Source organism: Streptococcus hepaticus, assembly GCF_043656315.1.
GTDB classification, from domain to species: domain Bacteria; phylum Bacillota; class Bacilli; order Lactobacillales; family Streptococcaceae; genus Streptococcus; species Streptococcus hepaticus.
The window spans coordinates 318548-332411 of the sequence record NZ_JBINIY010000001.1; the positions used below are offsets into that span (position 1 = coordinate 318548).

The 13864-nt window shown below is 41.0% G+C and carries 19 protein-coding genes; 18 read left to right on the forward strand and 1 reads right to left on the reverse strand.

Translation table 11 applies throughout. From position 1 onward, the window contains the following. Positions 1-5: 5 nt before the first annotated feature. Entirely contained in the window at positions 6-701 is a 696-nt protein-coding gene (rsgA, locus tag ACHUFA_RS01715; protein ID WP_222383459.1) for a ribosome small subunit-dependent GTPase A, read from the forward strand. Between the two features lie 741 nt (positions 702-1442). Here the strand turns inward: rsgA and ACHUFA_RS01720 are convergent. Then, complete coding sequence (locus ACHUFA_RS01720; protein WP_394404728.1) at positions 1443-1682, reverse strand: hypothetical protein; 240 nt, start codon at positions 1680-1682, stop codon at positions 1443-1445. 706 nt (positions 1683-2388) lie between these two features. Between ACHUFA_RS01720 and ACHUFA_RS01725 the strand changes: the two genes are divergently transcribed. From ACHUFA_RS01725 to ACHUFA_RS01805, 17 genes are all read left to right on the forward strand, one after another. After that, complete coding sequence (locus tag ACHUFA_RS01725) at positions 2389-2547, forward strand: hypothetical protein (protein WP_394404729.1); 159 nt, start codon at positions 2389-2391, stop codon at positions 2545-2547. A 193-nt stretch (positions 2548-2740) separates the two neighbouring features. Further along, on the forward strand, positions 2741-3238 hold the full coding sequence (gene ybeY, locus ACHUFA_RS01730; RefSeq protein ID WP_394404730.1) for an rRNA maturation RNase YbeY: 498 nt from the start codon (positions 2741-2743) through the stop codon (positions 3236-3238). Then, a complete protein-coding gene (locus ACHUFA_RS01735) occupies positions 3219-3620 on the forward strand; it encodes a diacylglycerol kinase family protein (protein ID WP_222346803.1) in 402 nt (133 codons plus the stop codon). The genes ybeY and ACHUFA_RS01735 overlap by 20 nt, the downstream gene beginning before the upstream one ends. A gap of 9 nt (positions 3621-3629) precedes the next feature. Continuing rightward, complete coding sequence (gene era / locus ACHUFA_RS01740; protein ID WP_222346802.1) at positions 3630-4529, forward strand: GTPase Era; 900 nt, start codon at positions 3630-3632, stop codon at positions 4527-4529. Between the two features lie 203 nt (positions 4530-4732). Further along, positions 4733-5209 (forward strand): NUDIX hydrolase, encoded by a 477-nt coding sequence (locus tag ACHUFA_RS01745; RefSeq protein WP_394404731.1) that lies wholly within the window; start codon positions 4733-4735, stop codon positions 5207-5209. 102 nt (positions 5210-5311) lie between these two features. Continuing rightward, positions 5312-5794 (forward strand): hypothetical protein, encoded by a 483-nt coding sequence (locus ACHUFA_RS01750; protein WP_222346799.1) that lies wholly within the window; start codon positions 5312-5314, stop codon positions 5792-5794. After that, positions 5787-5999 (forward strand): helix-turn-helix domain-containing protein, encoded by a 213-nt coding sequence (locus tag ACHUFA_RS01755; RefSeq protein WP_222346798.1) that lies wholly within the window; start codon positions 5787-5789, stop codon positions 5997-5999. The genes ACHUFA_RS01750 and ACHUFA_RS01755 overlap by 8 nt, the downstream gene beginning before the upstream one ends. 11 nt (positions 6000-6010) lie before the next feature. Beyond that, entirely contained in the window at positions 6011-6835 is an 825-nt protein-coding gene (gene mutM / locus ACHUFA_RS01760) for a DNA-formamidopyrimidine glycosylase (RefSeq protein WP_222346796.1), read from the forward strand. After that, positions 6832-7422: a dephospho-CoA kinase gene (gene coaE, locus ACHUFA_RS01765; RefSeq protein WP_394404732.1), complete on the forward strand. Its 591-nt coding sequence runs from the start codon at positions 6832-6834 to the stop codon at positions 7420-7422. The genes mutM and coaE overlap by 4 nt, the downstream gene beginning before the upstream one ends. 70 nt (positions 7423-7492) lie before the next feature. Next, positions 7493-8701: a multidrug efflux MFS transporter gene (locus ACHUFA_RS01770; RefSeq protein ID WP_222347177.1), complete on the forward strand. Its 1209-nt coding sequence runs from the start codon at positions 7493-7495 to the stop codon at positions 8699-8701. After that, complete coding sequence (gene rpmG / locus ACHUFA_RS01775; protein WP_075099873.1) at positions 8698-8847, forward strand: 50S ribosomal protein L33; 150 nt, start codon at positions 8698-8700, stop codon at positions 8845-8847. The genes ACHUFA_RS01770 and rpmG overlap by 4 nt, the downstream gene beginning before the upstream one ends. 46 nt (positions 8848-8893) lie before the next feature. Continuing rightward, positions 8894-9127 carry a preprotein translocase subunit SecG gene (gene secG, locus ACHUFA_RS01780; protein WP_222346787.1) on the forward strand — a complete coding sequence of 78 codons (234 nt, stop codon included), beginning with the start codon at positions 8894-8896 and terminating at the stop codon, positions 9125-9127. A gap of 42 nt (positions 9128-9169) precedes the next feature. Next, on the forward strand, positions 9170-11527 hold the full coding sequence (gene rnr, locus ACHUFA_RS01785) for a ribonuclease R (RefSeq protein ID WP_394404733.1): 2358 nt from the start codon (positions 9170-9172) through the stop codon (positions 11525-11527). Continuing rightward, positions 11490-11957, forward strand: coding sequence for an SsrA-binding protein SmpB (gene smpB, locus ACHUFA_RS01790; protein WP_394404734.1), 468 nt, complete (start codon positions 11490-11492; stop codon positions 11955-11957). Before rnr ends, smpB begins: the two co-directional genes overlap by 38 nt. A gap of 70 nt (positions 11958-12027) precedes the next feature. Next, a complete protein-coding gene (gene tehB / locus ACHUFA_RS01795) occupies positions 12028-12891 on the forward strand; it encodes an SAM-dependent methyltransferase TehB (RefSeq protein WP_394404735.1) in 864 nt (287 codons plus the stop codon). Between the two features lie 368 nt (positions 12892-13259). Beyond that, entirely contained in the window at positions 13260-13475 is a 216-nt protein-coding gene (locus ACHUFA_RS01800) for a hypothetical protein (protein WP_222346773.1), read from the forward strand. 32 nt (positions 13476-13507) lie between these two features. Beyond that, entirely contained in the window at positions 13508-13864 is a 357-nt protein-coding gene (locus ACHUFA_RS01805; protein WP_394404736.1) for a hypothetical protein, read from the forward strand.

Here is a 13864-nt window from a genome sequence, read left to right on the forward strand (position 1 = left end):
AGGTTTTGCCGGATGGTCATGTGGAAGACATTCCTAAAAAACAGGGACAGGAAGACTTGTTTGTGGGGGACATTGTTGCCTTATCCGCAGAAGGGAATCATGAGCAATTGCAATTGATTGAGCGGAAAAATAGGATTCAAAAAGCCAGCAATACAACGGCTAAAAGTTATCATTTTTCAGAACAAGACCAGGTGCTAGCGACCAATATTGACCAACTGTTCATCTTGATACCGCTGGACCAAAATTTTTCCCTCTCAAAGTTAGAACGTTACGTGCTCGTCTTTTCTCAGCAGGAAGTCGACTTGACCATTGTCTTGAGTAAGAAGGATCTGTGCCCTGACTATGCGACTGTCATGGAGGAAATCCAGCAACTCTACTCCAATATTACTCTAGTGGCCATTAGCAGTGAGGATCGAGACTCTATTGATACGCTAAAAGGAAATTTAGTAGCGGGTGGGATTGGTCTTTTCATCGGGACGTCTGGAGCAGGCAAGTCCACCTTGGTCAATCTCTTACAGGAAGAATTCTCTGCCAAGGTCAATGCCGTTAAAAGACAGGATGGAAAAGGCAAGCACACGACGACTAGCAGTACGTTTATTTACTGCTCAGACTTAGATTACTATGTGGTGGATACGCCTGGATTCAAGGGAATTGACAGCCATTATGCTATGGACACGCAGTCATTGATGACTTGGCTGTAGCTTGTAAATTTAGCAATTGCCAGCACAGGACAGAGCCCAAGTGTGCGGTCAAAGCCGCTCTTGAAAATGGGACTCTCAATCCAACTATTTTAGAACGCTATCACTATAACTTGGACAAGATGGAACTCTTATCCAAACGAAGAGAAAGCTGGCGCTTGTGAGTTAGTGTGTGTTCAAGTGAAAATAGCCTCAAAATTTTTAAAATGGCTTTATTTCCTCGTGGAAGATTCGGTAAAAAATTTTTTTGATCTAATTACCGAGTGTGAGTAGCGTCAAAAATATTTTGTGACTTCATTCTATCGCAGAACGTTCGTAAAAAAGTTTTTTTGAGCCAATTTCCAAGTGGAAAAACGCTCTTGCTGTTCATGTGGAGTTATTGTTTCGTGAATATTCGGTAAAAATAATTTTGTAACTTGATTGTAAGGTTGCGATTATATCACATATTGCTTTTTTATAGTCTAATTTTCGATAAGTAGGGCTTAGGAGAATGAAATTATTCCTCTTTTCGCTGAACCCAAAACCAAAAGACCTTGTTCATTCGAGGTCTTTTGGTTTATTCGATATAAAAATTAAAACCTTACTTTCTATGCTTGTAAAAGGTTAGAAATAATACAAACAGAAAAATAATAATTAAGAGAAACTCTTTGCTATCATTTTTAATAAAATAACTCATTATAAAAGAAGTTGCGATTAAAATTAAAATGATATTATCAATAATTCTTTTTTTCATATAATATCTTTTTATTCAAAGCATTCTGAATAAACACTACCTAGTGAAAACAATTCTAATAGTATTTCGCGTCCACCAACATTAGCAGCAGCCGCTGAAACCGCAGCTTGAGCAGCTGCCAACTTTGCTCTAGTTGCTTTAAATTTGTTATAGAGACCAACCGTTTTATATACAAAATTAGCAGCACCGCCTAAGGCTTTTAATGCACTTTTTGCCTTAGCAATTTTTGCTGGTGTGAGATTTACAACCAATGCAATACCTACGGCAGAAATACACCCTACAGTTCCTCTTTTTTGTCTTATTTTATCACTTACTCTTATTCGAGTAATCCCTTTCTCATGAAAATATTGATTTATTCTTTCTGAGCCACTTGCTATTACTTCATCTGGTATATTTTCAATTGCACTTAAAACTTCAAATTCCTCGTTTCCTAAAATTAACGTACCATTGTCGAATAATTTCTCATCCTCATATGAGTAATTATTTTCTACTGAAGAGACAGTAACACCATCAGCATTCGTATTTTCATTTGCATAAATCGTACTTGCTTGAATAAATGGAGTAACTACACCACTGAGGGCAGTAAATAATAATATTGTTTTGAAAAAAACGCTTCATAACTGTAATCCTTTCTAAAAAATAATCTTATAGGGGAGTCAGCTTGATTTCTTCTTAAAAAACTCCTTTCTAACAAGCTAATCCAACAAATTTTACACCTTGATTGTATATCCGTATTAAATTAAAATCAAGTCTATTTTTTTAATTTTTTTTCATGATACAATAAAAGGGTTGTGAGATATTTTCCAACTCTTAATTAAAATAGGTTTAGTTGTATATTTGTGAGACTGTTTCTGTCCTATTCTTAATCTTTTTGATAATGTTTAGACAACTCCAAAACAAATTTTGAAGACTATTGTCTAGCCAATTCACTGACTTCTATTGGTAATATAACGATGAATGATGAGACTTACTAGTGGTGATGGTCAAGCAGTGTTGGCTTGTACTGGTGTAGGGGTAATCAAGGGTGGAAATCTTTTTAGTGTAGAAACGGTAATTATAGAAGATGCTTTTGATAATAGCGCTAATCCAGCTTCTATAATGACAACTATGCAGTGATTCATTGGTACTAAAGTTTGTGCAAGGGAAATTCTAGGTTGGCAAATGGTAACAGAATTTCTCTAAATCACTGCGTATCGAAAATCAGATTATATAAAAGTAAGAGGTTAGGTACTCTTGTCCCAGTCCCTTTTTTCTTTCGGCATTGGTTGGCTTTGTGGTATAATGGAAAAAAGACAGAAAAGAGAAAAACATGTATATTGAAATGGTGGATGAGACGGGGCAAGTATCGTCTCAAATGCAGGAACAAATTACGGAGTTGCTGAATTTTGCAGCTAGCAAGATTGGTAAGGAAAATAAGGAAATGGCTGTCACTTTTGTGGATAATACACGGGTGCACGAAGTCAATTTGGAATACCGTGGGATTGACCGCCCAACAGATGTGGTGAGTTTGGAGTATAAGCCAGAGCAGGAAATCCTCTTTGACGAGGAGGACTTGGTGGACAATCCTGAATTGGCTGAGATGATGGACGAGTTTGACAGCTACATTGGTGAGCTCTACATTTCCATTGATAAGGCGCGTGAGCAAGCGGAAGACTACGGTCATTCTTATGAACGGGAAATGGGATTTTTAGCGGTACACGGTTTCTTGCATATCAACGGGTATGATCATTACACACCAGAAGAAGAAGCAGAAATGTTTGGACTACAGGAAGAGATTTTGACTGCTTATGGACTTACACGAGAATAACTCACAAAAAAAGTGGAAAAACCGTGATTTAGTAGCCAGTATGGAATTTGCCATCACTGGTCTGTTTACGGCTTTTAAGGAAGAGCGCAACATGCGCAAGCATACGGTGTCAGCTATCTTGGTCTTGATAGCAGGATTGATTTTTCGTGTGTCGGTGACCGAGTGGCTCTTCTTGCTCTTGAGCATTAGCCTGGTTATCGCTTTTGAGATTGTCAATTCGGCTATTGAAAATGTGGTGGACCTGGCTAGCGGTTATCACTTTTCCATGCTTGCAAAAAATGCCAAGGACATGGCAGCAGGCGCAGTTTTATTTGTTTCTGGCTTTGCTTTGTTGACAGGGATGATTATTTTTATTCCGAAAATTTGGAATTTATTATTTTAAGGAGAAAGTATGACCTTTAAATCAGGTTTTGTGGCTATTCTTGGCCGTCCAAATGTTGGAAAATCAACATTTTTGAATCATGTCATGGGGCAAAAAATTGCCATCATGTCCGATAAAGCGCAAACGACGCGCAATAAAATCATGGGAATTTACACGACAGAGACAGAGCAGATTGTCTTTATCGATACCCCTGGTATTCACAAGCCCAAGACTGCCTTGGGTGATTTCATGGTGGAGTCAGCTTATAGCACTCTCCGTGAAGTAGAAACCGTTCTCTTTATGGTGCCAGCCGATGAGAAACGTGGCAAGGGTGACGATATGATTATCGAACGCCTCAAGGCGGCGAAAATTCCAGTTATCTTGGTGATCAATAAGATTGACAAGGTCCATCCAGACCAACTCTTGGAACAGATTGATGACTTCCGTAGCCAAATGGATTTCAAGGAAGTGGTGCCAATTTCTGCCCTTCAAGGCAATAATGTAGAAACTCTCTTGTCTCTCTTGAAAGAAAACTTGGAGGAAGGATTCCAATATTTCCCAGAAGACCAGATTACAGACCACCCAGAACGCTTTTTGGTGTCTGAAATGATCCGCGAGAAAATCCTCAAATTGACGGAGCAAGAAGTGCCGCACTCAGTAGCGGTTGTCATTGATTCGATGAAACGTGACGAGGAGACGGATAAAGTTCACATCCGTGCGACTATCATGGTGGAACGTGATAGCCAAAAAGGCATCATCATTGGTAAACAAGGTGACATGCTCAAGAAAATCGGTAAAATGGCTCGTCGTGACATTGAAATCATGCTGGGTGACAAGGTTTACCTTGAAACATGGGTGAAAGTCAAGAAAAACTGGCGTGATAAGAAGTTAGATTTGGCTGACTTTGGCTATAATGAGAAAGAGTATTGAGAGTGGGACAAAAATCGGTAAGACTAAGTCTTCGATTTTGTCGTCCCACCTCCGCAAAGTTGAGTAGGTCTGTAAAAGTTGATTTATCAACGCATTAGAGACCACTCAACCACTGCGTCAAACTGTAAATTCCCCTAAAATTAACATAGGACAATAACAAATCATTTTTTAACCCGAGCTTATAAAGGAATGAGAGACAAGAAATGGCACAAGACTATATTTCCTACCTCCGCTCAAAAGTTGGGCATGATAAGATTATCCTTAACTTCGCTGGTGGTATCTTGGCTAATGATGAGGGGAAGGTGCTCTTGCAGTTGCGTGAGGATAAGAAGACGTGGTCGATTCCAGGCGGCACAATGGAGTTAGGAGAGTCTTCACTCGATACTTGCAAACGTGAGTTTTTTGAGGAAACGGGTGTTGCAGTTGAGGCGGTTCAATTGCTGAATGTCTACACCAACTTTGAGGAAGCATATCCTAATGGGGATGCCGTTCAAACAGTGGTTTTCATTTATGAATTAAAGGCCTTATCTGACATCGCTATTGAGAATTTTAAGAATGAAGAAACGCTGAAACTACAATTTTTCTCTCGTGAGGAAATTGAGCAATTGGATAGTGTATCAGCTAAGCATCAGCTGATGTTAGAAGAATATTTCACAGATAGCTTTACTATGGGACATTAAAGAAAGCTGGGCTTGGCTCAGCTTTTCTTGACTTTTAAAATTATTGTTTGATGATAATTTTAAAAAGAGATAATTGTTTTAAAACAATAACAGGAGGTTCTTATGAGCTTGCAAAAAAGTAAGAAATTTGTTTCTTGGTTCTTGTTGACTTGGATTATCGGTCGAGGACTGCTAGGAGTAGTGCTTCTATTTTTAGATTGGAATGAGACGGTGGAGCCTGCTAAAGAACTGCTCAGAATGGTCTTCCAAATGTTGTGGGCAGAAATGCTGCCTATTGTCTCACTCAGTCGTATTCGAAAATTTCTTTTGAACCTACTGGAAGGCAATTTATTTACTGAACATGTTTCTCGGCTTTCAAAAGAGATTTTTAAGGTCTCTGCCCTCATGATGATTTGCAGTTTGCTTGACGATATTTTTATTAGTTATGTGCCATTTACAAGTCTAGATACCTTTGCCTTAAACTATGTTTTTCCATATTTAGATAATGTGATTTTGTTACTGGTATTTGCCTGTTTAGCAGTGATTGTCAAAAATGGGACAGTTCTAAAAGAAGAAAAGAAATGGATGGTTTTATTTAATGGCTGAGATTAAGGTGAATCTTGATAAAGTGCTGGCTGAGAGGAAGATTAGTTCCAAGGAATTGGCGCAAATAGTAGGGATAACTCAAGCTAACTTGTCCATATTAAAAACGGGAAAGGTCAAAGGGATTCGCTTTGCGACCTTACTAGCTATTTGCCAGGCCTTAGATTGTCAGCCAGGGGATATTTTAAGTTACTCTAAGGAAGATTAGAAAGGAAATCTATGCCAGAATTACCAGAAGTGGAAACGGTGCGTCGTGGGCTGGAGCGACTTGTCGTTGAAAAAGAAATTCGTTCTGTTCAAGTGGGTGTGCCAAAGATGATTGTGACGGGGGCTGAGGAGTTTACAATTTTTTTGCTTGGTCAGGTCATCCAGTCTGTTGGTCGTCGTGGGAAATATTTGCTATTTTACTTGACAGATTTTGTCTTAATTTCGCACTTGCGGATGGAGGGTAAGTATCTGCTCTTTCCTGACGCGGTACCTGATAATAAGCATTTTCATGTCTTTTTCAAATTAACAGACGGTTCAACCTTGGTCTATCAAGATGTGCGCAAGTTTGGGACAATGGAATTGCTGAAAGAATCAGAACTGGAATTGTATTTTGAGAAGAGAAAGCTAGGCCCTGAACCGACGGAGGATGATTTTGCGCTGGCGCCATTCCAGGAAAAATTGAGCAAGTCTAAAAAACCAATCAAACCGCTCTTGCTAGAGCAGGGCTTGGTCGTCGGACTGGGGAATATCTATGTAGACGAGGCTCTGTGGGCTAGTTGCATTCATCCAAGTCGCTCTGCTATGTCCCTAAATAACGAAGAAAGTGAAGGACTGCGTCAGGAGATTATTCGCATCTTGCAGCTGGGGATTGAAAAAGGGGGGGCCACCATTCGAACTTATCGCAATGCCTTGGGCATGGATGGGACTATGCAGGATTACTTGCAGGTTTATGGCAAGACGGGTGAGCCTTGTGCGCGTTGCGGGACACCCATTGAGAAATTTAAGTTGGGAGGTCGGGGAACGCATTTTTGTCCCCAGTGTCAGGTGGAAAAATGAGTAAAATCATCGGAATTACAGGTGGAATTGCCTCTGGAAAGTCAACCGTGACCAAGTATTTGCGGCAGTTGGGATATGAGGTTATTGATGCGGACCAAGTGGTCCATGACCTGCAGGCCAAGGAGGGCAAACTCTATGAAGCGCTGATTGGCTGGCTTGGTGAAAGCATTTTGGATGGAGACGGCAATCTCAATCGTCCAGCCTTGGCGCAGTTGATTTTTTCTTCCCAAGAAAATTTAAATAAGTCTGCTCGTCTGCAAAGTGAGATCATCCGGAAAGAATTAGCCAGACAAAAAGACCAACTAGCTCAGACTCAGGACTTGATTTTCATGGACATTCCACTCTTGATTGAGGCGGATTATGTGAGCTGGTTTGATGAAATCTGGCTAGTAGCAGTTGATGAAGAAATCCAGTTGCAACGTCTCAAAGAGCGCAACGGCTATACTGATGATGAGGCTCAAAAACGCTTGGACAGCCAGATGTCTCTTGCACAGAAGCGACCATTTGCCCAGGTCATTTTTGACAATAGTGGTAGTTTGGTAGAAACATTTGCCCAAATTGATCAAGCTCTAAAAAGAATATCCTAAAAAATCTGTCTTTATAGTCTGTTTGTGTTATAATAATCAAAGACTTTAGAGAGAAAGAAGATGATGACTTATTTCGACGAATACAGTAAATTGGCGTCAAAATTTAAAAGTAGCTTGGCTTGGTAATTTTTTTACTGGGGCAAGCTTTTCACTTGTTATGCCCTTTATGGTCCTCTATGTGGAGGAATTGGGAGCTCCTAAAAGTAAGGTGGAGTGGTATGCGGGCTTAGCTGTTTCTCTATCTGCTCTAGCTTCCGCCCTAGTGTCTCCTATTTGGGGGTGCTTGGCGGATCGCTTTGGCCGCAAGCCTATGATGGTTAGAGCAGCCTTGGTCATGACCTTTACTATGGGAGGCTTGGCCTTTGTACCCAATGTTTACTGGCTCTTGGTCTTACGGATTTTGAATGGTGTCTTTGCAGGCTATGTGCCTAATTCGACTGCATTGATTGCGAGTCAGGCGCCCAAGGGACATTCGGGATATGCTCTCGGAACCTTAGCGACAGGTGTGACAGGTGGAAGCTTGATAGGTCCTCTGCTCGGTGGACTGTTGGCAGAATGGCTGGGTATACGTCAAGTTTTTCTCTTGGTTGGTTTTATCCTTCTTATCTGTACTCTCATGACAATTTTTATGGTGAAGGAAGATTTTGAACCCATTACACGAGAAGATATTATGCCGACGCGAGAGGTCTTTAAGCAGGTTAAAAGTTTGCAAATTATGGTGGGACTTTTCGTGACCAGTATGATTATCCAGATTTCTGCCCAGTCTATTGCGCCGATTTTAACGCTCTACATTCGTCATCTGGGGCAGACCAGCAATCTCATGTTTGTATCAGGTTTGATTGTGTCAGCTCTTGGTTTTTCGAGTATGTTGAGCTCGTCCTTTCTTGGAAAAATCGGTGACCGTATTGGCAATCATCGTCTCTTACTCTTGGCACTTTTTTACAGTTTTTCCATGTATTTTCTCTGTGCCTTGGCTCAAACACCCTTGCAGTTGGGAATCTTGCGCTTTATGTACGGTTTTGGTGTAGGGGCACTCATGCCCAGTATCAATTCACTTCTTAGTAAAATTACACCAAGAGAAGGGATTTCGCGGATTTTCAGCTACAACCAAATGTTTAGCTACATGGGACAAGTGGCTGGTCCCTTTATCGGCTCCATGGTGGCAACGCATCTAGGTTACCGCATGGTATTTTATGTGACAGCAGCCATTGTCTTTTTCAACTTTAGCTGGAGTTTGACCAATTTTAGAAACTATCTCAAAGTAAAGGAAATTGTGTGAGAGTAAAAATCAATTTACAATGTTCGGAATGTGGCAGTAAGAATTATCTGACCAGTAAAAACAGCAAAACTCATCCTCAGAAAATAGAAGTTCTCAAATATTGTCCCAAGGAAAGAAAAGTAACCCTTCACCTTGAAACAAAATAGAACTTATGGTATACTGTAGAGAGTTATTGAAGAAAGTGAACAAAAAATGTACCAAGTTTTATTAACCATTCTTTTAGTTTTATCAGTGATTACAGTAGTGGTGATTTTTTTACAACCCGCTAAAAACCAATCTAGTAATGTATTTGACGCGAGTTCAGGTGCCTTGTTTGAACGTACAAAGGCGCGTGGATTTGAAGCGGTTATGCAACGTTTGACAGCTATCCTTGTATTTTTATGGATGTTGGTAGCGCTTGGTTTGGTAATCATTTCAAGTAAATAGATGGTACAGGGACTTGTCAGTCCCTTTTTTTGTAGAGGAATCATGAAAAAAGATATTAAAGATTATTTGGCAGAGGTAGGTCCTGTAACTATGGACCAACTTGCTGACCAACTGGGGGCTAGCTCCTCCAAGGAATTTGTAGAATTGATCAAACTGGTTTCCAAGTTGGAAAGCCAGGGGCAATTGCATTTTGACAAGGAGGGGCGGATTTCCCTTCCGAAAAAGAAAGAAAAGAAAGCCATTACCATTAAAGGGATTTTCCGTGCTCATAAAAACGGTTTTGGTTTTGTAACGGTTGATGAGGAAGAGGACGACCTTTTTGTGGGGTGTAATGATGTCAACCATGCTATTGAAGGCGATATGGTAGAAGTTGCCATTACCAAGGTGGCAGATCGTCTCAAGGGGACAGCGGCCGAAGCACGGGTCATTGATATTTTGGACCATGCGCTAAAAACTGCGGTGGGTCTCTTGGTGTTGGATGAAGAAAAGCCCAAGTATGCTGGCTATATCAAGTCTAAAAATCAAAAAATCCAGCAACGAATTTATGTGAAAAAATCGCCACTTATTCTGACAGGGACGGAGATTATCAAGGTAGACATTGAAAAATACCCAAGTAAGAAGCATGATTATTTTGTAGCGACTCTGCGTGATGTCGTAGGCCATAAGGATGATGTGGGGATTGATGTTCTCGAGGTCTTGGAATCCATGGATATTGTTTCCGAATTTCCAGAAGAAGTATTAGCTGAAGCCAATCGGGTTCCAGAAGCACCGTCTGAAAAGGATATGGAAGGTCGCCTGGATTTACGAGATGAAATTATCTTCACCATTGACGGGGCGGATGCCAAGGACTTGGACGATGCCGTTCATATCAAGCAGTTGAAAAATGGCAACCTAGAATTGGGGGTTCACATTGCGGATGTGTCCTACTATGTGACGGAAGGTTCTGTCCTTGACAAGGAAGCCCTCAATCGTGGAACCTCTGTTTATGTGACGGATCGCGTGGTGCCTATGCTGCCAGAGCGTTTGTCAAATGGTATTTGCTCTCTTAATCCAAATGTGGACCGCTTGACCCAGTCAGCCATTATGGAAATTGACCGTAAGGGGCGTGTCGTCAAGCATTGGATTGGACAGACTGTTATCAAGACAACTTTCCGCATGACCTATTCAGATGTCAATGATATGATTGCTGGGGATAAGGAAAAGATTGCTCAGTTTAAGAAAATTCTTCCAAGTGTAGAGCTTATGGTCAAACTCCATGAGACCTTGGAAGCCATGCGGACAGGTCGCGGTGCCCTGAATTTTGATACCAGTGAAGCCAAGATTATTGTCAACAAGGACGGTCTTCCTGTGGATATTGTCCTTCGTCAACGTGGCATTGCGGAGCGGATGATTGAGTCCTTTATGCTGGCAGCCAATGAAACGGTGGCGGAGCATTTTTCTAAGTTAGAATTGCCTTTTATTTACCGTATCCATGAGGAGCCTAAGTCTGAAAAACTGCAGAAATTCATTGATTATGCGAGCACTTTTGGTCTGCCAATTTACGGAACTGCTAGCTCGATTAGTCAAGAAGCCTTGCAGGATTTGATGGCGCGCGTGGAAGGTGAGCCCTATGCAGAAGTGCTTAGCATGATGCTCTTGCGGTCTATGCAACAGGCACGTTATTCTGAGCACAATGCAGGGCACTACGGACTTGGTGCGGAGTTCTATACTCACTTTACCAGCCCAATTCGTCGTTACCCAGACCTTTTGGTTCACCGTATGGTTCGGGAATATGGTCAGCTGACAGAGGAAAAAGTTGCACATTTTGAAGCAGAAATTCCTGAAATTGCCAAGCAAACTTCTAGCCGTGAACGCCGTGCGATTGATGCAGAGCGTGAAGTGGAAGCTATGAAAAAAGCGGAATACATGCAGGAATTTGTGGGTCAAGAATTTGACGGTGTGGTCTCTAGCGTTGTAAAATTTGGTCTCTTTGTGGAATTGCCAAATACGGTAGAAGGCTTGCTTCACGTGACTAATTTGCCTGAATATTACAGCTACAATGAGCGCACCATGACCTTGCAAGGGGAAAAATCTGGTGTTGTTTTCCGAGTTGGACAGGCTATAAAAATCAAGCTGACCAAGGCGGATAAGATGACAGGAGAAATTGACTTTGAGTACCTGCCGTCGGACCTTGATGTGGTGGAAAAAGTTGCCAAGTCTAATCGTAAAAAGTCAGGCCGCGCCAGCCGAGACCGAGATGATAAGTCAGGCCGAGGCAAGGGCAAATCGTATCGTAAATCAGCTGAACAGCCGCATTCTCCAAGGAAAGACAAGAAGAAAAAGAAAGCATTTTACAAGGAAGTAGCCAAGAAGGGAGGCAAAAATGGCCAAGGGTCAAGGAAACGTCGTCGCGCAAAATAAGAAGGCGAGTCATGATTATACCATTGTCGATACCATTGAGGCGGGAATTGTACTGACAGGGACAGAAATCAAGTCAGTCCGTGCAGATCGTATCAACCTGAAAGACGGCTTTGCCCAGATTAAAAAGGGTGAGGTTTGGTTGGTTAATGTTCATATTGCCCCATACGATGAGGGCAATATCTGGAATCAAGATCCAACCAGAACGCGGAAACTCTTGCTACGGAAAAAGCAAATCCAGCAATTAGAAAATGAAGTCAAAGGCACAGGTATGACCCTCGTTCCTCTGAAAGTTTATATCAAAGACGGCTTCGCCAAAGTTCTCATCGGACTTGCCAAAGGGAAGCACGCTTATGATAAGCGTGAGTCTATTAAGCGCCGTGAACAAGAACGTGACTTGAAACGAACCATGAAGTCGATTAATAGCCGCTAGAACTAGAGAAATCTAGTTCTTTTTTGATCTATGATATAATAGAAGAAATCATAGAAGTTGAGGAAGTGACATGTTAGAATTAGTTGCTTATAAGCGAATGCCAGTTTGGACCAAGGAGACGGTTCCGACAGAAATAACCCATAAACACAATACTCAGGTGGGGACTTGGGAGAAAATCAAGGTTCTGAAGGGGCAGATTAAGTTTGAAGCTCTTTCTGATGAGGGAGAGGCGACGGACACCTTTGTCTTTGACCGTCGTTTGGATATTCCCATGGTGGAACCCCAAGCATGGCACCGCGTAATACCTTTGACAGATGACACAGAGTTTTTTATGGAATTTTTCTGTCAACCAGAAGACTATTTTGCAAAAAAATACAATTATGGTCGGACGCATTCAGAAGTGATTGAAGCCATGGAAGTGGTCAAGGCGCTGGGTAAGGTACTGGATTTGGGCTGTGGTCAGGGGCGAAATGCTCTTTACCTTGCTAAAAAGGGCTTTGATGTGACAGCTGTGGACCGTAACGAAGTCAGTCTGGAAATGCTAGCCAATGTCCTTGATGCAGAAGATATGGACATGAACTTTGGTCTCTATGATATCAATGCTGCTAATCTCCGTCAGACTTATGATTTCATCCTATCAACGGTTGTTTTCATGTTCCTCAATCCCGAGGCTGTGCCTGCGATTATCAAAAATATGCAGGAATCAACAGCGGTTGGTGGCTACAATCTGATTGTCTGTGCCATGGATACAGAAGATGCACCCTGCACTATGAATTTTCCATTCACTTTTAAGGCAGGAGAATTACGTAATTACTACAAAGACTGGGAATTTATCAAATACAATGAAGACTTCGGTCACCTCCATAAGTTGGATGAAAATGGGAATCCAATCCGTCTCCGTTTTGCGACCATGTTGGCTAAAAAGGTTCAGTAAAACAGGTTTCGGCCTGTTTTATTTTGTAGTTTTAAAATATTTTAACTAGAGAATTATTATTTCTTATAAAATGGAATATTCGGAAAATTCGCTGTTGAACCGAATATTCAACGCGATTGAATAAAAAATCACGTTTGTTCATAGAATAAAAATATATTCAAAAAACAAGTAATTATAATTGATAGTCTGCTATATTAAAAGTGCAATGAAATTGTAGTTTATCTGTGAAATGAGAAAAGTTCGCAGTTTTTTTCGTGTTCTTAGGATAGACACTAGCTATAATCTAGAAATAAAGGAGAATAAAATGAAAAACAAACATCAAATATTTGCTAATAAACAAGAATATTTTTCATTGCGTAGATTTAAGCGTGGACTGGCTTCGGTTTACCATTGGCACAGCCTTGTTTTTAGGTGCAGGAGTAGCTGATGTCGTTTTTACATATCAACAGACAGTTGTTGAGGCCGCGACGGTTGAAGATTATAGTAACTTTAGTTCAACTTGGTCGTTATCAAATCAGATTAACAATCCCTCTGTTGGAAATATTGCAGGAAGTCCTGAATATAAATCTGCAACCACTAAATAAAGAGAAATAATGGTTCGGTTGTAAGTGTTACAGTGACGATTGCACCACTTGGAAGTAATGCTGAGGGAGTAAGTTATCTAACTGATGGTAATAACCAGTCTTCTTATTTAGCTACAGCAAATCAATTTGCAGGTAATCCTAACCCAGCAGAAATTCCAGCATTGGGTATTATGGTCCAATCTCCACAGTTTATTGGTGATGATTCGTTTGCTAATATCCAGCCTATATTGAATCGTAATGGTGCAGTGGAAATGGCAACACTGACCTATACTTTCAGTGAACCTATTACAGATCCGATTATAGACTTGTCTGGTATTGGGGGGATATGCTCAAAGTGCAAATCATTCAAATACTGCGGCTCGTGCTTCTTTCAACAATACAGTTCTTGA